11 protein-coding genes are annotated in these 18,103 nt (G+C 62.8%); 2 read left to right on the top strand and 9 right to left on the bottom strand.

Annotated elements, in window-relative coordinates; genetic code table 11:
- The 3 genes from mdtC to BHU62_RS15140 are packed head-to-tail and all read right to left on the bottom strand — an operon-like array spanning position 1 to position 7,435.
- Positions 1-3,081: a multidrug efflux RND transporter permease subunit MdtC gene (mdtC, locus tag BHU62_RS15150; protein WP_073532742.1), complete on the bottom strand. Its 3,081-nt coding sequence runs from the start codon at positions 3,079-3,081 to the stop codon at positions 1-3.
- Positions 3,078-6,197 carry an MdtB/MuxB family multidrug efflux RND transporter permease subunit gene (locus BHU62_RS15145; RefSeq protein ID WP_073532741.1) on the bottom strand — a complete coding sequence of 1,040 codons (3,120 nt, stop codon included), beginning with the start codon at positions 6,195-6,197 and terminating at the stop codon, positions 3,078-3,080. The genes mdtC and BHU62_RS15145 overlap by 4 nt, the downstream gene beginning before the upstream one ends.
- Entirely contained in the window at positions 6,197-7,435 is a 1,239-nt protein-coding gene (locus tag BHU62_RS15140; RefSeq protein WP_073532740.1) for an MdtA/MuxA family multidrug efflux RND transporter periplasmic adaptor subunit, read from the bottom strand. Before BHU62_RS15140 ends, BHU62_RS15145 begins: the two co-directional genes overlap by 1 nt.
- Before the next feature lie 272 nt (positions 7,436-7,707).
- On the opposite strand from BHU62_RS15140, the gene BHU62_RS15135 reads away from it, so the two are divergent.
- The gene (locus BHU62_RS15135) at positions 7,708-8,661 is read left to right on the top strand and encodes an aldo/keto reductase (RefSeq protein WP_073532739.1); all 954 of its coding nucleotides are present in this window, start codon (positions 7,708-7,710) and stop codon (positions 8,659-8,661) included.
- 16 nt (positions 8,662-8,677) lie between these two features.
- Here BHU62_RS15135 and BHU62_RS15130 read toward each other — a convergent pair whose 3' ends face one another.
- Together BHU62_RS15130 and yegD are read right to left on the bottom strand one after the other, a co-directional pair.
- Positions 8,678-9,244 (bottom strand): GNAT family N-acetyltransferase, encoded by a 567-nt coding sequence (locus BHU62_RS15130; protein ID WP_073532738.1) that lies wholly within the window; start codon positions 9,242-9,244, stop codon positions 8,678-8,680.
- Between the two features lie 51 nt (positions 9,245-9,295).
- Positions 9,296-10,648 carry a molecular chaperone gene (gene yegD, locus BHU62_RS15125; protein WP_073532737.1) on the bottom strand — a complete coding sequence of 451 codons (1,353 nt, stop codon included), beginning with the start codon at positions 10,646-10,648 and terminating at the stop codon, positions 9,296-9,298.
- A 163-nt stretch (positions 10,649-10,811) separates the two neighbouring features.
- Between yegD and alkA the strand changes: the two genes are divergently transcribed.
- Entirely contained in the window at positions 10,812-12,302 is a 1,491-nt protein-coding gene (alkA, locus tag BHU62_RS15120; protein ID WP_073532736.1) for a DNA-3-methyladenine glycosylase 2, read from the top strand.
- A gap of 8 nt (positions 12,303-12,310) precedes the next feature.
- On the opposite strand, the gene BHU62_RS15115 is transcribed toward alkA, so the two are convergent.
- From BHU62_RS15115 to BHU62_RS15100, 4 genes are all read right to left on the bottom strand, one after another.
- The gene (locus BHU62_RS15115; protein ID WP_073532735.1) at positions 12,311-12,664 is read right to left on the bottom strand and encodes a DNA-binding protein; all 354 of its coding nucleotides are present in this window, start codon (positions 12,662-12,664) and stop codon (positions 12,311-12,313) included.
- A 198-nt stretch (positions 12,665-12,862) separates the two neighbouring features.
- The gene (locus tag BHU62_RS15110) at positions 12,863-16,189 is read right to left on the bottom strand and encodes a diguanylate cyclase (protein ID WP_073532734.1); all 3,327 of its coding nucleotides are present in this window, start codon (positions 16,187-16,189) and stop codon (positions 12,863-12,865) included.
- A 185-nt stretch (positions 16,190-16,374) separates the two neighbouring features.
- Entirely contained in the window at positions 16,375-17,808 is a 1,434-nt protein-coding gene (gene mgtE, locus BHU62_RS15105) for a magnesium transporter (protein ID WP_073532733.1), read from the bottom strand.
- A gap of 103 nt (positions 17,809-17,911) precedes the next feature.
- On the bottom strand, positions 17,912-18,094 hold the full coding sequence (locus tag BHU62_RS15100) for a YfgG family protein (RefSeq protein ID WP_073532732.1): 183 nt from the start codon (positions 18,092-18,094) through the stop codon (positions 17,912-17,914).
- Positions 18,095-18,103 lie beyond the last annotated feature (9 nt).

The raw sequence follows: 18,103 nt of genomic DNA, 5'->3' as shown, positions 1-18,103 counted from the left end.
TTAATGTGGCAGCGGGGCCAGTTGCTTGTTGCGACGGAACTTCGCCTGCAGCCGGTCGAAGTAAAGGTAGACCACCGGCGTGGTGTACAACGTCAGCAGCTGGCTCATCACCAGGCCGCCGGCGATGGTGATGCCGAGCGGCTGGCGCAGCTCTGCACCGTCGCCGCTGGTCAGCACCAGCGGCAGCGCGCCGAACAGCGCCGCCAGCGTGGTCATCATGATCGGCCGGAAACGCAGCAGGCTGGCCTGGAAAATCGCCTCGCGGGCGCTGATGCCGCCGTTGCGCTGCGCCTCGAGCGCGAAGTCGACCATCATGATGGCGTTTTTCTTCACGATGCCGATCAACAGCATGATACCGATCAGCGCGATCAGGCTGAACGGCGCGCCGAACAGCTCGAGCGCCAGCAGCGCCCCCACGCCGGCGGAAGGCAGCGTGGAGAGGATGGTCAGCGGATGGATATAGCTCTCGTACAGCACGCCGAGCACGATGTACACCGTGGCGATCGCCGCCAGGATCAGGATCACCTGCGATTTCAGGGTGTCCTGGAACACCTGGGCGGTGCCGGCGAAGGCGCCGCGCACCGTCGGCGGCACGCCAAGCTGGGTCATGGCGCGGGTGACGGCGTCGGTGGCGTCGCCCAGGCTGGCGCCGAGCGGCAGGTTGAACGAGATGGTGGAGGCGGCGGACAGCCCCTGGTGGTTGACCGCCAGCGGCGTGTTGGCCGGCCGCCAGTGCGCGAAGTCGGAGAGCGGGATCGCCTTGCCTTCCTTGTTGATGATGAACATCTTGTCCAGCGAGCTCACGTCCTGGGTGTAGGGCGGCGCCACTTCCATCACCACTTTGTATTGGTTGAGCGGCTGATAGATGGTCGAGATCTGCCGCTGGCCGAAGGCGTTGTTCAACAGGTTGTTGGCGTCGGACACCGAGATACCGAGGCGCGACATGGTATCGCGATCGTAGATCAGATCCATTTCCGAGCCTTTATCCTGCTGATCCGAGTTGACGTCTGCCAGCTCCGGCAGGGCGGCCAGCGCGGCGCGGATTTTCGGTTCCCAGGTGCGCAAAGCGCTCAAATCGTCCGACAGCAGCGTGTACTGGTAGCTGGCGTTGGCCTGCCGGCCGCCGACGCGGATATCTTGCACCGCCATCAGGAACAGGTTGGCACCGGGCTCTTTCGCCAGCTTGGCGCGCAGGCGGGCAATCACCTGCTGCGCGCTGTCCTGGCGTTCGGACAGCGGTTTGAGCGAAATGAACATCGAACCGCTGTTGGTGCGCGAGCCGCCGGTAAAGCCGGTGACGTTGGCCACCGCCGGATCGTCGCGCACGATGGTCATGAAATCTTGCAGCTTCTGGCGCATGGCCTGGAATGAAATGCTCTGATCGGCCTGAATCGACCCCACCAGGCGGCCGGTGTCCTGCTCCGGGAAGAAGGTTTTCGGGATGTTGATGTACAGCCAGACGTTCAGCGCCACCGTCGCGAGCAGGATCGCCAGCACCCAGCGGGTATGGCCGAGCACCCAGTGCAGCGAGCGGCCATAGCCCTGCTGCAGTTTCAGCAACAGCTTGCCGAAGCCGCGCACGCGCTGCTGCGTGCGTTTAGGCTGTGGGCGCAGCAGGTAGGCGCACATCATCGGCGTCAGCGTCAGCGAGATGATCAACGACAGCCCGATCGATACCGACAGGGTGACGGCGAACTCGCGGAACAGACGCCCCGGCAACCCCTCCATCAGCAGCAGCGGAATGAACACCGCCACCAGTGACATGCTCATCGACAAGACGGTAAAGCCGACCTCGCGTATCCCCTGCAGTGCCGCCTGCAACGGTTTGATGCCGGCTTCCACATGGCGGGAAATATTTTCCAGCACCACGATGGCGTCATCCACCACGAAGCCGGTGGCGATGGTCAGCGCCATCAGCGACAGGTTGTTGAGGCTGAAACCGCACAGGTACATGGCGGCGAAGGTGCCGATCAGCGACACCGGCACGGCGACGGCGGGGATCAGCGTGGCGCGGCCGGAGCGCAGGAAGGCGAACACCACCAGGATCACCAGCGCGATGGCGATGACCAGCGACTGCTCCACCTCGGCCAGCGAGGCGCGAATGGTCGGCGAGCGATCCTGCGCGATGTTCAGCTTGATCGAGGCCGGAATGCTGGCCTGCAAATCGGGCAGCTCGGCGCGGATGCGATCGACGGTGGCGATGATGTTGGCGTCCGGCGAGCGGCTGACCACCAGCAGGATCGCCGGCTGGGCATTGGTCATCCCGGCGTTGCGCACGTCCTGCACCGAGTCGATGACGTTGGCGACGTCGCTCAGCCTGACGGCGGATCCATTGTTGTAGTGCACGATCAGCGGCTTGTAGCCCTCGGCCTTCTTGATCTGATCGTTGCTTTGGATCTGCCAACGTTTGTCCTGGCTTTCGGCCGAACCGAGCGGCGTGCGCAGGTTGGCGTTGCTGATGGCCTGGCGCACGCTGTCCAGCGACACGCCCTGGTTAAACAGGGCGGAAGGGTTGAGCTCCACCCGCACGGCGGGCAGCGAGCTGCCGCCGACGGTGACGTCGCCGACGCCCTCGGTCTGGGCGATTTTCTGCGCCAGCTGAGTGGAGGCAAAGTCGTAAAGCTGCCCCTGGCTGTAAGTGTCGGAGGTGAGCGTCAGGATCATGATCGGCGCATCCGACGGGTTCATCTGCCGATAAGTGGGGCGGCTCGGCATGCCGGAAGGCAGCAGGCTTTGCGCGGCGTTAATCGCCGCCTGCACGTCGCGCGCGGCGCCGTTGATGTCGCGGCTGAGATCGAACTGCAGGATCACCCGGGTGCTGCCGAGCGAACTCATCGAGGTCATTTCGTTAACCCCGGCAATGCGGCTGAGCGCGCGTTCCAGCGGGGTGGCGACCGAGGTCGCCATGGTTTCCGGATCGGCGCCCGGCAAGGAGGCGGAGACCGAAATCACCGGGTAGTCCACCTGCGGCAGCGGCGCGACGGGCAACAGGCTGAAACCCAGCGCGCCCGCCAGCGCAATCGCCAGCGTCAGCAGGGTGGTGGCCACCGGCCGAAAGATAAACAGCGAGAAGAATTTCACGGTGTCTCCCGCGCGTCTTCTTCGGCGTGGGTGTTGCGCGCCAGTTTATCGAACAGCAGGTAGATCACCGGGGTGGTGAACAGCGTCAGGATCTGGCTCATGATCAGGCCGCCAACCATGCAGATGCCGAGTGGCCGGCGCAGCTCCGCGCCGACGCCGGTGCTGAGCATCAGCGGCAGGGCGCCGAGCAGGGCGGCCAGCGTGGTCATCAGGATCGGCCGGAAGCGCAGCAGACAGGCCCGATAGATGGCGTCATAAGGCTTCATGCCCTGCTCGCGCTCGGCGGCCAGGGCGAAGTCGATCATCATGATGGCGTTTTTCTTCACGATACCGATCAGCAGAATGATGCCGATGATGGCGATCACGTCCAGCTCGCTGCCGGCCAGCATCAGCGCCAGCAGCGCGCCGACCCCGGCGGTCGGCAGGGTGGAGAGGATGGTGACCGGATGGATGAAGCTTTCATACAGCACGCCCAGCACGATATACATTGCCACCACCGCCGCCAGGATCAGCCATAGCGTGCTACCGAGCGCCGCCTGGAAGGCCAGCGTCGCGCCCTGGAATTTGGTGGTGATGTCTTTCGGCATCGCCAGGGTTTTCTCGACCTGTGTGATGGCGTTGACCGCTTCTTCCAGCGAGTAACCCGCTGCCACGTTGAAGGAGACCGTGCTAGACGGGAACTGATCGAGGTGGTTGATCGCCAGCGGCCCGTTGCGCTGCTCGATTTTGGCGATGGTATTCAGCGGTACCACGGCGCCACTGCTGCTGGTCAGCCGGATGTCGTTCAGCGCCGCCAGCCCCGGCGTCGCCTGCACGTCATGCTCCAGCACTACGCGGTACTGGTTGGCCTGGGTGTAGATGGTGGAGATCAGGCGCTGGCCGAAGGCGTTGTACAGCGCGCTGTCCACGTCGCTCATCTGGATACCGAGGCGTGAAGCCGAGTCGCGATCGACGTTGATGTAGGCCTCCAGCCCCTGATCTTGCCAGTCGCTGCTGACGTCCTGCAACTCGGGCGTCTGCCGCAGTTCGTCGACCAACTGCGGCACCCACTGGCTGAGCTGGGCGAGGGACATCGCCTGCAGGGTAAACTGGTACTGCGTGCGGCTAACCTGGGTATCGATGGTCAGATCCTGCACCGGCTGCAGGTAGAGCTTCAGGCCGGGCAGCGCCGCCGCTTTTTCCTGCATCCGGTCGATAATGGTTTGCAGGCTATCGCTGCGCTCGCTCAGCGGCTTCAGATTGATCTGCAGCCGGCCGCTGTTGAGGGCGGCGTTGGTGCCGTCGACGCCGATAAACGAGGTCAGGCTCTCGACCGCCGGATCTTGCAATACCTGCGCGGCGACCTGTTGTTGCAGCCCCGCCATTTTGCTGAACGACACCGACTGCGGTGCCTCCAGCGTGCCCTGGATCAGGCCGTTGTCCTGGATCGGGAAGAAACCTTTGGGGATGAACAGGTAAAGCAGCACGGTGATCGCCAGGGTGCTCAACGCCACGCACAGCGTCAACCACTGGTGGGCGAGCACGACTTTCAGCCAGCGGCCGTAGCCGGCGATCACGTGCTCGAAGAAGCGCTCAGAGGCGGCGGAGAAGCGGTTCTGCTTGCGCAGAGACTCGTGATTCAACAGGCGGGCGCACATCATCGGCGTCAGCGTCAGCGATACCACGGCGGAGATCAGAATCGCCACCGCCAGCGTCACGGCGAACTCGCGGAACAGGCGGCCGACGATGTCGCCCATAAACAGCAGCGGGATCAGCACCGCCACCAGCGAGAAGGTCAGCGAGATGATGGTAAAGCCGATCTCGCCGGCCCCTTTCAGCGCGGCGTCGAGCGGTTTTTCGCCTTTTTCGATATAGCGCGAGATGTTCTCGATCACCACGATGGCGTCGTCTACCACGAAGCCGGTGGCGATGGTCAGCGCCATCAACGTCAGGTTGTTGATGGAAAAGCCAAGGAAGTACATCACGGCGAAGGTGCCGACCAACGACAGCGGCACCGCCACGCTGGGGATAATGGTCGCCGGCACGTTGCGCAGGAAAACGTAGATCACCATCACCACCAGCGCGATCGCCAACAGCAGTTCGAACTGCACGTCGCTGACCGAGGCGCGAATGGTGGTGGTGCGGTCGGTTAGCACCTTGACGTCGACCGACTTGGGCAGGCTTTTAATCAGCGTCGGCAGCATCTCGCGGATGCTGTCGGCGGTGGTGATAACGTTGACGCCGGGCTGGCGCTGAATGTTCAGCACGATCGCCGGCTGTTTGTTGGCCCAGGCCGCCAGGCGGGTGTTTTCCGCGCCTTGCTCCACGGTGGCGATGTCCTGCAGACGGATCGGCGCGCCGTTTTTGTAGGCGACGATCAGCCGCCGGTACTCGTCGGCGGATTTCATCTGATCGTTGGCGGACAGGGTAACCGAACGGCTCGGGCCATCCAGGCTGCCTTTGGCGGAGTTGACGTTGGCATTGCTGATGGCGGTGCGCACGGTTTCGCTGTCAAGCCCGTTGGCCGCCATGGCCGGCGCGTTGAGCTTCACGCGCACCGCCGGGCGCTGGCCGCCGGAAAGGGTGACCAGCCCGACGCCGGTCACCTGGGAAATTTTTTGCGCCACGCGGGTTTCCACCATGTCTTCCACCTGCGTCATCGGCAGGGCGGTGGAGGTGACGGCCAGCGTCAGGATCGGCGGATCGGCGGGGTTAACCTTGCTGTAGATCGGCGGATAGGGCAGGTCGTTCGGCAGCAGGTTGGTGGCGGAGTTGATCGCCGCCTGCACTTCCTGCTCGGCGATATCCAGCGACAACGCCAGCTGGAACTGCAAGGTGATCACCGAGGCGCCGCCGGAGTTTTGCGACAGCATCTGTTTGAGGCCGGACATTTGGCCGAACTGGCGTTCCAGCGGCGCGGTGATGGCGGAGGTCACCACGTCCGGGCTGGCGCCGGGGTACAGCGTGACCACCTGAATGGTCGGGTAGTCCACTTCCGGCAGCGCGGAAACCGGCAGCGCGCGGTAGCCGATGATCCCCGCCAGCAGGATCGCCACCATCAGCAGCGTGGTGGCGACCGGGCGCAGAATAAACAGGCGGGACGGGCCGCCGCCGGGGTTCGGCGTCATCACCTGCATCAGGCTTTCTCCCGCTTGGCGTGCGGCGTGGCGCTGCCGCCGGCCGCTTTGGTCTGCGGCGTCACCACCTCAACCTTCATGCCCTCCGTCAGTTGATCGATGCCGTCGGTCACCACGCGTTGCCCGGCGTTCAGGCCGCTGGCGATGACCACGTTTTGGCTGTCTTCAATGCCGACGGTCACCAGGCGTTTGCTGACCTTGTTTTCGTCGTCCATCGTCCAGACGAAGTTGCCTTCGTTGCCCATCTGCACGGCGGCGGTCGGCACCACGATGGCATTTTGCAGCGTGGCGACTTTCAGCCGCGCATTGACGAACTGGTTGGGGAACAGCGCATCGTCCTGGTTGGCGTACTGCGCCTTCAGCTTGATGGTGCCGGTGGTGGTGTCTATCTGGTTATCCAGGCTGAGCAGGTTGCCCTGCGCCAGCAGGGTCTTGTTGGTGCGCCCCCAGGCTTCTACGCTGACCGGCCCGGCTTTCTGCGCCTTCATGATATCGCTGATAGTGCTTTCCGGCAGCGTGAACACCACGTCGATCGGGTGCGTCTGCGTGATGACCACGATGGCGGTGGAACCGCTGGTGATGTAGTTGCCCATATCGACCTGCTTGAGGCCCACGCGGCCGGCGATCGGCGCGATGATTTTGCTGTAGGTCAGCTGCAGCTGAGCGCTGTCCACTGCGCCTTGATCGGCCTTGATCGATCCTTCGGTTTGCTGCACCAGTGAGGCCTGCGTATCCAGCTCTTGGCGGGAAATCAGGCTGTTTTTCACCAACTGTTGGAAGCGTGCCAAATCGCGCCGGGCGTTGGCCAGCGTCGCCTGGTCTTTCGCCAGTTGCCCCTGGGCCTGAGTCAGCTGTACCTGGAACGGCCGGGGATCGATCTCCGCCAGCAGATCGCCGGCTTTTACCTGCTGCCCTTCGGTGAAGTGCAGGGCCATCAGTTGGCCGTCGACCCGGCTGGTGACGGTGACGGTATTGGCGGCGGTGACGGTGCCCAGCCCGATCAGATAACTCGGTACGGATTGCTGCGTGGCCGTGGCCACCTGAACCGGCGACAGATTGCCGCGCCGTTTGCCGCCGGCTGCCCCCTGAGCGCCGCCGGTATGGCGGGCGGCAGCCGGCGTTTCTGCGGCCGGCGGTGCAGCGTTGAAATGACGCCAAATGAGAACGGCGACAATGGCCACGATGACGGCAACCAGCAGGCGCAGCATCAGGGAACGACGTTGGGGTTTTGCATTCATGGCGGCGAAAATTCTCTCCAGAGGACAACCGTGCGGGAACGGGTTGCCACAAAAATGACATTCCTTACAGAATACTAGTTTAGCGACTTAAAGCGGCATAAAAGTGAAGGAAATAAGGAGGAATCGTCAGCATTTTCCGAATAAGTTATCGATTGTTGCCTGCTATGTTTATAAGCGTAGGTTTTTAACTTATAGCCAATGGGTTTTAACGGCTTTCTGTATTTGGCACTAATAATTAACGAGCAAATAATTTAACTCATGGAGCCTCTGCAATGAGCAAGAAACAACTGGGCCGTTCGGGCATTCAGGTGCCGGCGTTGACCTTTGGCGGTAACGTGTTCGGCTGGACGGCGGATCACGCGACCTCTTTCAGTTTGCTGGATGCGCTGGTGGCGAATCAGCTCAACTTTATCGATACCGCTGATGTCTATTCCAGCTGGGCACCGGGCAACCGGGGCGGCGAATCGGAAACCGTCATTGGCGAATGGCTGAAGAAGAGCGGCAAGCGCGACCAGGTGATTATCGCCACCAAGGTGGGTAAGCCGATGGGGGAAGGCAAGCAGGGGTTGTCGCCGCGTTATATTCAGCAGGCGGTGGAAGATTCGCTGCGCCGCCTGCAAACCGATTATATCGATCTCTATCAGTCGCACGACGACGACCGCGATACGCCGTTGGAAGAGACACTGGCGGCGTTTGATGCGTTGATTAAGGCCGGCAAGGTGCGGGCGATCGGCGCCTCCAACTATCAGGCGGATCGCCTGGAAGAAGCACTGCGAGTGAGTGAAAGCAACGGGCTGGCGCGTTACGAAACCCTGCAGCCGGAATATAACCTGTATGCGCGCGAAGGCTATGAGGCCGAGCTGGAAGGCGTGGCGCAGCGCCACGGTTTGGGGGTGATCAATTTCTTCGCGCTGGCCAGCGGTTTCCTGACCGGTAAATACCGCAGCGCGCAGGACGAGGGCAAAAGCCAGCGCGGCGATCGCATTGTCGAGCGCTATCTCAACCCGCGCGGTTTCCGCATATTAGCGGCGCTGGATCAGGTGGCGGACAAACATGGCACGTCCCCGGCGCAGGTTTCCCTGGCCTGGCTGATCGCGCGGCCGAGCATTACCGCGCCGATCGTCAGCGCCACTTCGCTGCAACAGCTGGAGGAGTTGGTCAGCGCCACCCGTTTGACGCTGGATGGCGACGACATTCAGACCTTGAACCACGCCAGCGCCTGGTAAGGCGCGGCGTGCGCGATTAATCGCCGTGGCTATCGCGCCACGTTTGTCGGTTCAGCCGGTACAAGACATGCTTTTGCAGCGGATGGCCAGCCGGCAGGCGCGGGTGCAGGAAAGTTTCGCCGTCAAACCGCATGCCGATGCGTTCCATCACCCGGCGCGACGGCTGGTTGCCTTCGGCGGTGAAGGAAACCACTTCCGGCAGTTGCAGCGTGCCGAAAGCGCAATCCAGCGCGGCCAGCGCCGCTTCGCTGGCGTAGCCGTTGCCCCAATGGGCCGCGGCCAGTCGCCAGCCGATCTCCACGCAGGGCGAACAAGGCAGATCGTCGCCCGGTATTGCCAGCCCGACAAAGCCGATAAAGGGCGCGCCGCCTTTCTCTTCCACCGCCCACAGCCCCCAGCCGCGTTGTTGCATGAAGGCGCGGATACGTTCGGCCTGCGCGTGGCTTTCTTCGGCCGTCATCGTCGCCGGGAAATGGCGCATCACCTGCGGATCGGCGTTGAGGGCGGCGAACGCCGGCAGATCGTCGTCGCGCCAGGGGCGCAGCCGCAGTCTGGCGCTGTCGAGGGTAAGGATGGTTGACATACAGAATAGCCTCCTATGAGAAAAGGCGCGGCGAGCCGCGCCTTTTAGCGATCAACGGAACAGCGTTTGCGCCCAGCGGGCCAGCCCGGCGGTGACCGAGCCGAAGTCGTTGCCGCCGACGATCGGAATGCCCGGCAGCTGCTGTTGCAGGGCGGCGCGCAGCAGCGGCGAACGCGCGCTGCCGCCGGTCAGGTAGATCACCTGCGGCGCGGTTTGGCTGCTGGCCAACGCGGCGCTGACCTGCTCCTGGATGCGCATCAACGGCTGCGAGATGGCGTCGGCGAGCTGATCCTGGCTGATGCTCTCCGCCAGATCGGCCTGCACGAAGCTGAGCGGCGCGCTGATGGCCGTTTGGCCGGACAGGGCGATCTTACTCTCTTCGGCCGCGCGCACCAGTCGGTAGCTCAGGCGCTGCTGGTACACTTTCAGCAGGCGTTTGACCTTTTCCGGCTCCGCCGCGTCGAGGATCAGATCGCGCAGCACGCGGCCGTTGGCGGCGCTGTAGAAGTCGTTTTGCGCCGGCACGTCGTTGGTCGCGACCGCGTTCCAGTAAGGCAGCGCAGGCAGGGCGATGCCTTTCCCGGTTTCGCCGCCCAGTCCGAACAGCGGCATCAGCTGTTTGAAGGCCAGCATGATGTCCAGATCGTTACCGCCGACCCGGCAGCCGCTGTGGCCCAGCAGGCTCTGTTGACGGTCGGCGCGGTCGCGCCATTGCGGCCCCATCAGCAGCACCGAGCAGTCGGTGGTGCCGCCGCCGATGTCCACCACCAGCACGGTTTGTTCTTCGCTCAGCGTTGCCTCGAAATCCAGTCCCGCCGCCACCGGCTCGAACTGGAACTCAATGTCTTTGAAACCGGCGCGTTCGGCGGCACGCTGCAAGATGCCCTGCGCCTGCCGGTTGGCCTCTTCGCCGCCGATGCCCTGGAAGTTGATCGGCCGGCCGATCACCGCCTGATCGATGCCGGTCTGCAGCACGTTTTCCGCCTGGCGTTTGATGTGGAACATCATGGCGCAGACCAGATCTTCGAACAGCGCGATCTGTTGCGGCTTCAGGCCGTTGGCGCCGAGGAAGGACTTCGGCGAGCGCACGAAGTACACCTCTTCCGGATCTTCCATGTAGTGCGCCAGCGCCTGCAGGCCGAACAGCACGCTGTCGCCGCTGACCGGAATGTCTTCTTCGCGGTTGTAACTGATGGCGCGGCGCAGCAACTGCTGATTTTCGTCGCTGCCGGTCGGCACCTGCCAATGGCGGTGCAAACATTCGCTCACCGCTTCGCGGGTGGGTGCGCACAGCATCGAAGGCAGATACGGCGCGTTGTTTTCCAGCGTCAACAGCTCGGGGCCGTGGTCGCGCATCACTGCAACGGAACAGTTGGCTGTCCCGTAGTCGAATCCTATAAACATCTCTTTTTGTCCCCATGCCAATGAAGGGGGGCGACTTTACCCGAGACGGGGCCGGTGGGCAATGCGCCGATGCGCGAGTGTCGAAAAATTTAGCGGGCGCGGTGGCGGCGTGCTTAACTTAATGTCCGAATTCCGCACGTCAGCGCGCCAGCCGAGCCCCATAATGCAGAAAAAACCGAACCCGAGCGTTGCCATGAATACTCAACAGCAAGCGTTGTACGACGCGCTGCGCGCGCGTGACCGCAAATTCGACGGCCGCTTTTTCGTCGGCGTCTCATCCACCGGCATCTATTGCCGCCCGGTATGCAGCGCCCGCACGCCGAAGCTGGAAAACTGCACCTTTTATCCGAGCGCGGCGGCGGCCGAACTGGCGGGATTCCGCCCCTGCCTCAAATGCCGGCCGGAACTGGCCCCCGGCCTGGCATTGATCGATCTGGGCAACCGCTACGCGCAGGTGGCGGTGCAACTCATCGAACAGGGCTATCTGTCCGAGCACAGCTGCGAAGCGCTGGCGGCGCGGCTGGGCATCTCCGATCGCCACCTGCGACGCATCTTCGCCGAGCAGTTTGGCGCCTCGCCGATCGATTATGCGCAGTCGCACCGTTTGCTGCAGGCCAAACGCCTGCTGGCGGATACCGATCTGCCGCTCAGCGAGGTAGCGTTCGCCGCCGGTTTCGGCAGCTTGCGGCGTTTCAACGAGCTGTTCAAGGCGCGTTATCGCCTGATTCCGTCGGCGTTGCGCAGCGGTGGCGCGCGCGGTGAACGGGCCGCCGCCAGCGGGCTGGTGTTTCACCAGAGCTATCGGCCGCCCTATGACTGGGAGCGCATGCTGAACTTCTTGCAGGCGCGCGCCGTGCAGGGCGTGGAGCGCGTGCAAGGCCGCCGCTATCTGCGTTCGATCGCCGTCAACCAAGGCGGCACGGAGCACCGCGGCTGGGTTAGCGTGCAGCCGGAAGAAGAACGCAACCGGGTCAGGGTGGAGATCGCGCCTGCGCTCAGTCTGGTGACGACGGAAGTGCTGCGCCGCGTGCGTTTGTTGTTTGACTTGGACGCCGCGCCGGATCGTATCAATGAGGCGCTGCGTGGCCTGGCGGCCGATGCGCCGGGCCTGCGCCTGCCGGGCTGCGTGAACAGTTTCGAGCAGGCGGCGCGGGCGGTGTTGGGGCAGTTGGTCAGCGTGAAAATGGCGGCGACCTTCGCCGGGCGCATGGCCGAACGCTGGGGGGAGGCGTTGGCGGAGCCGCATGAGGGCATCACCCACGTTTTTCCCTCCGCCGAACGTGTGGCGCGGTTACAGCCCGAGGAACTGCGCCCGCTCGGGGTACAATTGAAGCGTGCGGCGGCATTGATTGCGATCGCCCGCGCGTTGTGCGAAGGGCGGCTACAGCTCGACAACGTGCTGGATATCGAGCAAGGCATCAAGGCGCTGACCGCGCTGCCGGGCATCGGCGGCTGGACCGCCAGTTATATCGCGATGCGCGCCTGGTCGTGGCCGGACGTGTTCCTGGCCGGCGACTATCTGATCAAACAGCGTTTCCCCGGCATGACGCCACGACAGATTGAGCGCTATGCCGAGCGCTGGCGCCCGTGGCGCTCTTACGCCACGTTGCATTTGTGGCACAACGACGGCTGGGCGCCGGAAGCGGAAGGTTGAACGCGGGGTTACCGGGGCGATTCGATCAGCTGCAGCAGACGGCTCATGCCTTCGCGCATCAGAAACGCCAACAGCTTTTCCCGTTCGGCCGGTGTCAGGTGGTAATAATACTCGATCCAGACTCGCACCGGATCCTGGCGTTTGACGTCGTAATCAGGATGGTCGGCGTCACGCAAGGCTGACAGGCTACGCGCGCCGAATGGCAGGCTGTCGATGTGGTATTCCAGCGCTTTGCCCTGCACGCCGCTGCGGCGGCGGCTGACCCAGCCTTCACGCCGGGCCATCAAGTTGACGCCTTGCGGGGTTGAGGGCAACCCCGCCTTACCCATCAGTTCCCTGGCGGAAAACCATTTCTTTTCCATAATCCCTTATCTCTGAACCATCACATGTCGAAGAACATCAACGAATACGCCCACTTCCGCATGGGAATTTCATATTACTTAATCGGTTTAGCTTCAGGTGTTATTTATATCACTAATCTTATATTCGTTAACATAATGTGAAGGGCGAGTGGTGAGGCGCCGTCCGGGAAGATGGCGCGGGGGAGGTTAAAATGCGCGTTAGCGGATGCCGAAGTAACCGTCGCTGAGCAAGGTTGCCAGCGGTTGTTCCTGCGCCACCTGATCGCCGTCCACCAAATCGACGCCGATCTCGCGTAGCGCCTGCAGCGTCACCGGCTGGTGGGCCGGGCCGGCGAGCGTCTGTGCCTTGATCCGATGTGCCGCGCCGTTGAGCATCGACACCATCAGTTCATCCATCTGATTGCAGTGCACGTTGGTGATAAAGCGTTCATCGATGCGAATGATGTCGATCTTCTGCTCGTTCAGCTCATCGAAGGCATTGATGTTATGCCCAAAGCCGTTGACGATCAGTCGGCAGCCCAGCTGCTGCAGTTCGCGGATAAACGCCCGGCTCGGCTCGGGGTGCTCCAGCACGACGGTTTCGTCGACGCTGAACAGCAGCGCCTGCGGCGGCAGCGACGAAGCGCGCACCGTTTCCAGCAGATAGCCCCGGAACTCCGCGTTCAGCAGGCTGTCGGTGGCTAACGGCAACGCGAGCGACAGCCCTTTGCGTTTGATGTCGTCGGCGTACCGCACCAGCAATTGCGCCACCGCCCAGCGATCGACGTCCGGCATCAGGCCGTACAGCTGCGCCGCGGCGATGAAAGCCTCGTGCGGCAGCGGCCGATCGTCCGGGGCCATCACTTGCAGCTTCACCTGGTGGAACGCGGCCGACAGCGGCGTTGCCGGTGGCGCGATCGCGCTGGTCTGCAAGCGCAGTTGCCCCTCGCGGATAATCGCCAGCACTTCCTGTGAGCTCAGCAATTCGTGCTGCCGCTCCAGCATCTGCTTTTGCCGCATTTCGTACAGATAAACCTGGCCGCGTCCGTGGTGCTTGGCGGTGTAGCAGGCGATGTCGGCCTGCGCCAGCAGTTCGCTGCTTTTGGCGTCGCCGCCGATGTGCGTAATGCCGGCGCTGGCGCCGACGCGGTAAATCTTCCCTTCCCAGTAGAACGGGTGTTGGCTGATTTGGTTGACCACTTGCTGCATCAGCGACTTGGCCTGTTCCAGCCGGCAGTCGAACAGGATCAGACCGAACTCGTCGCCGCCCAGCCGGGCCAGACAGTCGCTGTTGCGCAGCTGGTGCCGCATCAACTGGGCGATGTCCCGCAGCAAAGCATCGCCCGCCGCGTGGCCGGCGGTGTCGTTCACCGCCTTGAACCGATCCAGGTCGAGGAACACCAGCGAATGCGGCGGCGCCTGTTCCCCGCTGGCGACGATCGCCGCCTTCAGTTGTTTCTCGAAGTTGGTGCGGTTCGGCAGGCCGGTAAGCGCGTCGTGTGAGGCGCTGTAGCTGAGCTTTTTCATCAACTCGCGCGAGGCGGTGACGTCCTGCAACACCATCACTGTCCCCATCGTTTCGCCGTCGAGGGTTTTGAGCGGCGAGGCCGACTGCTGCACGTCGAAATGACGCCCGTCGCGGCTGTGCAGCACCAGCGCGTAATCCGCCGGCCATTGCCGCGGGTATTGGGTGAGATTGTCGATTTCCGGCCCGTCTTTACCGTTGGTCAGGCGCACCACGCCGGCGACGGGCATGCCGATCGCCAATTCAAGCGGCCAGCCGCACATCTGCTCGGCCACCGGGTTCATAAAGGTGATGCGCATGTGGCTGTCGGTGGAGATCACCCCTTCTCCGATGGCGTCGAGGGTGATGTGCAAGCGCTCTTTCTCTTCGTGCAACGCCTCGGCGAGGCTCTTGAGCTCGGTCATGTCGATATTGGTGCCGATCATGCGCAGCGGCCGGCCCTGTTCGTCGAGGATCACGTTGCCCTGGCCGCGAATATGGCGCACTTTGCCCTGGCGGGTCACGATGCGGTACTCCATGATGAACGGCCGCGGTTGTGCCAGGATCTCGGCCAGCTCGCGGTCGGTGCGTTCGCGATCCTCCGGCACCAGCAGGGCGCGCCATAGCGCCAGCGTCGGCGTCTGGTCCGGATTGAGGTCGTAGAGTTCGAACATGCGCTGATCCCAGGTGAAGTTTTCCTGGTTCATAACCCACTCCCAGATGCCGACGCCGCCTACCTGGTTGGCCAGCGTGATGCGCTCCACCAGCCGGTTGTTCTCCGCTTCGCTGCGCTTGAGGCCGCTGATGTCTTCTACCTGAGAGATGAAATACAGCGGCTGACCTTCAACGTCGCGCACCAGCGACACCGCCAGCAGCGCCCAGACGATTTGATCGTCGCTGCGGATATAGCGTTTCTCCATGGTATAGCTGCTGATATGGCCGTCGAGCAGATCGTGCAGTTGGCTCAGATCGGCGTTGAGATCGTCGGGGTGGGTGATCTCCTGAAACGTCAGGCGATGCAATGCTTCCGGTGCATAGCCGAGCAGTTTGCACAGCGCCTGATTGACCTGCAGCCATTTGCCCTCCGTCGATACCAGCGCCATGCCGATGGCGGAATATTCCAGCGCGCTGCGAAAGCGGCTTTCGCTCTCGACGATGTGCTGTTTTTCCACCCGAAAGGTGTGCATCACCATCGCCATCGCGTGCGCCGGGATCAGGATCAGCAGCATCGGCAGATAGAGACCGAACTCGCCGAACGCGTGCGGGGAGGTCTGCAGGTGCATCAGCCCCAGCGAGATCAGTACCGTGATCAGCAGGATGGCGCAGAAACAGACGGCCAACGCTTCGAAGCGCGGCAGCGCGATGGCGGCCCATAATAGCGGCAGGATCACGAAGGTGAACGGGAACGGCAGGTAGGTCAGCGACAGGTAGCTGAACGCCAGGGTAGCCATCAGCGTCAACAGCAGCGGGTAGGGGTTCAGCGCCGCCAGCGTGCGGCGGTGATAGGTGAGGCCTAGTGGCGCCAGCGACAGTACCCCTATCGCCTCGGAGATAAACCAGGTGCCGAACGACTGCCAAAACGTCTGGTCCGGCGTGGGCACCAGCCCGGCGGCCAGCAGCGCACTGAACAGCGGGGTAAAGATCACCGCACAGACCACGAAGCGCAGCCAACAGCCCAGATCGCTCAGCGGATCGTTCGCCGGCAGCGTTCGGCGCAGCAACAGGGCGCACACCGCCGCCTCCATCAGGTTGATGGTGGCCAGCTTGACGGGAATGGCGCTGACGCCGAACAGCAGGAAACTGGCGAACACGATGCCCAGACCGCTGGCCAGCAACGGCAGGCCCCAGTGGCGCGGGGCGTGGCGATACAACACCACGATCGCGGCGGCGGTCGGGAACCACAGCGGCGTAAAATGGTGAGCCTCGCTGGACAGCGACAGGCTCAGCAAGGCGAGTAAAAACGTCGCCAGTGCCACCAACAGGGAATGAGTCAGCATGACGCCTTTGTGTGTGCCGAATGTGTTCGGCGCGCTGATATCCATAGACAACCTTACCGATGGCATCTGTCAGTGATTAGATTCATGACGTGGATGAATTAAGACGATTTATTGGCAAAGGGTAGTATAGCGCGGCGGGAAAGCCTACCGGGGCGACTGACTTTAATTCGCTAACGCAAACCCGGCGACAGAATGGCGAAAAAGCCGGCGCGGGGCCGGCTTTTGACATATTACAGCAGGAACAGGGTGGCGAGGCCGAGGAAGATGAAGAAGCCGCCGGTGTCGGTCAACGCGGTGATGAGCACGCTGGAGCCGACCGCCGGATCGCGCCCCAGTTTGAGCATGGTCATCGGGATCACCACGCCCATCAGCGCCGCCAGCAGCAGGTTGAGCAGCATCGCTAGCGTCATCACGCCGCCCATCGCCGCGTCACCGTACAGCAGCCAGGTGATTACGCCCATGATGCCGCCCCACACCACGCCGTTGATGATGGCCACTCCCAGCTCTCTGAGCATCAGGCGCGAAATGTTGCCGACTTCGATCTGGTGCAGCGCCAGCGCGCGCACGATCATGGTGATGGTCTGGTTGCCGGTGTTGCCGCCGATGCCGGCGACGATCGGCATCAGCGCCGCCAGCGCCACCAGCTGGGAAATGGTGTGTTCGAACAGGCCGATCACCCTGGAGGCGACGAACGCGGTGCAGAGATTGATCGCCAGCCAGGCCCAGCGGGTCTTGACCGCTTTGCTGACCGGGGCGAACACGTCTTCTTCCGGGCTCAAACCGCCCATGCGGCGCAGGTTGGTGTCGCTCTCTTCGTTGACGGCGTCGACGATCTCTTCGATGGTCAGGCGGCCCATCAGCTTGCCTTTGGCGTCGACCACCGGGGCGCTGATCAGGTCGTAACGTTCGAACGCGCCGGCCGCTTCTTCGGCTTTGTCTTCGGGCTGAAAGGTGGCGGGATCGCTGTCCATCACTTCGCGTACCGGGATTTCCGGGTCGTTCAGCAGCACCGCAGTGAGCGGCAGCTCGCCCAGCAGGGTGTTTTTGCGGTCGGTGACGAACAGTTTATCGGTGGCGTCGGGGATGGTTTTGCGCATGCGCAAAAAGCGGTGCACCGCGCCGAGCGTGACGTCCGGCCGCACCGTCACCAGTTCGAAATCCATCATCCAGCCGACGCTGTCTTTGGCATACTGGCTCATCTCGCGCACCTGGGCGCGCTGTTCCGGCTCCAACGAGGTCAGCAACCGGCCCATCAGGTTACGCGGCAGGTATTGCGCCAGATACGCCTGTTCGTCAACGTCCAGCGTTTTGATCGCTTTGAGCAGGTCTTTGTCGCTCATTTCCTCGATCAGGCTGTCCCAGACCGGTTCGGCGACCTCCACCAGCGTCTGGCCGCGCTTGCTGTTGCCCACCAGCCGCCACAGCGCCATACGTTCATCCTGCGGCAGCGCTTCCAGCAGATCCGCCAGGTCGGCGGCGTGCATATCGTCCAACAGGCCGGTGATTTCCGCCGTCTGGTTCAGCAGTTCGCTTTTGCTGAGGACATGTTCATCCCCTGGCCGGCCGAGGATGCCGTCGACCAATTCCTTGTCGTTCAACAACAGATTGAGAATGCGCTGGCGGTGTTCAGCGACTTTTTTGACGTTATGGGTTGCGGCTGACATGGTGTTCCTTAACGGGCGCTCGGCGTTCCTGACGCAGGCTCATTAAAAGATAGAGCATAGCGAGTGCCGGAGTCATTTTTATGAAACGGACGGGGTGCGGCGATTATTCAGAGGAAGCGTCCTGTTGCGGCGCGCTGACTTCGGCGGCGTTTTGCGCGGAAGCCTGCTTTTTTTCCTGATGGTGAGGCACCGCGACCACGGCGGCGTACAGCAGTCGGCCGACTAAAATGATAAAGCTGATAAACAACACTATCTTCGTCATCTGTCCGGTGGTTTTCTTGCGCATATATCACCC

The sequence above is a fragment of the Serratia marcescens genome, from assembly GCF_001902635.1.
Taxonomy (GTDB): domain Bacteria; phylum Pseudomonadota; class Gammaproteobacteria; order Enterobacterales; family Enterobacteriaceae; genus Serratia; species Serratia marcescens_F.
This window is presented reverse-complemented; position numbering and strand designations above follow the sequence as displayed.

Excerpts from the sequence above, each read along its gene's own strand:
- BHU62_RS15145 (WP_073532741.1), bottom strand. The coding sequence starts at position 6,197 with ATGCAGGTGATGACGCCGAACCCCGGCGGCGGCCCGTCCCGCCTGTTT.
- BHU62_RS15140 (WP_073532740.1), bottom strand. The coding sequence starts at position 7,435 with ATGAATGCAAAACCCCAACGTCGTTCCCTGATGCTGCGCCTGCTGGTT.
- BHU62_RS15135 (WP_073532739.1), top strand. The coding sequence starts at position 7,708 with ATGAGCAAGAAACAACTGGGCCGTTCGGGCATTCAGGTGCCGGCGTTG.
- BHU62_RS15130 (WP_073532738.1), bottom strand. The coding sequence starts at position 9,244 with ATGTCAACCATCCTTACCCTCGACAGCGCCAGACTGCGGCTGCGCCCC.
- yegD (WP_073532737.1), bottom strand. The coding sequence starts at position 10,648 with ATGTTTATAGGATTCGACTACGGGACAGCCAACTGTTCCGTTGCAGTG.
- alkA (WP_073532736.1), top strand. The coding sequence starts at position 10,812 with ATGCAGAAAAAACCGAACCCGAGCGTTGCCATGAATACTCAACAGCAA.
- BHU62_RS15115 (WP_073532735.1), bottom strand. The coding sequence starts at position 12,664 with ATGGAAAAGAAATGGTTTTCCGCCAGGGAACTGATGGGTAAGGCGGGG.
- BHU62_RS15110 (WP_073532734.1), bottom strand. The coding sequence starts at position 16,189 with ATGGATATCAGCGCGCCGAACACATTCGGCACACACAAAGGCGTCATG.
- mgtE (WP_073532733.1), bottom strand. The coding sequence starts at position 17,808 with ATGTCAGCCGCAACCCATAACGTCAAAAAAGTCGCTGAACACCGCCAG.
- BHU62_RS15100 (WP_073532732.1), bottom strand. The coding sequence starts at position 18,094 with ATGCGCAAGAAAACCACCGGACAGATGACGAAGATAGTGTTGTTTATC.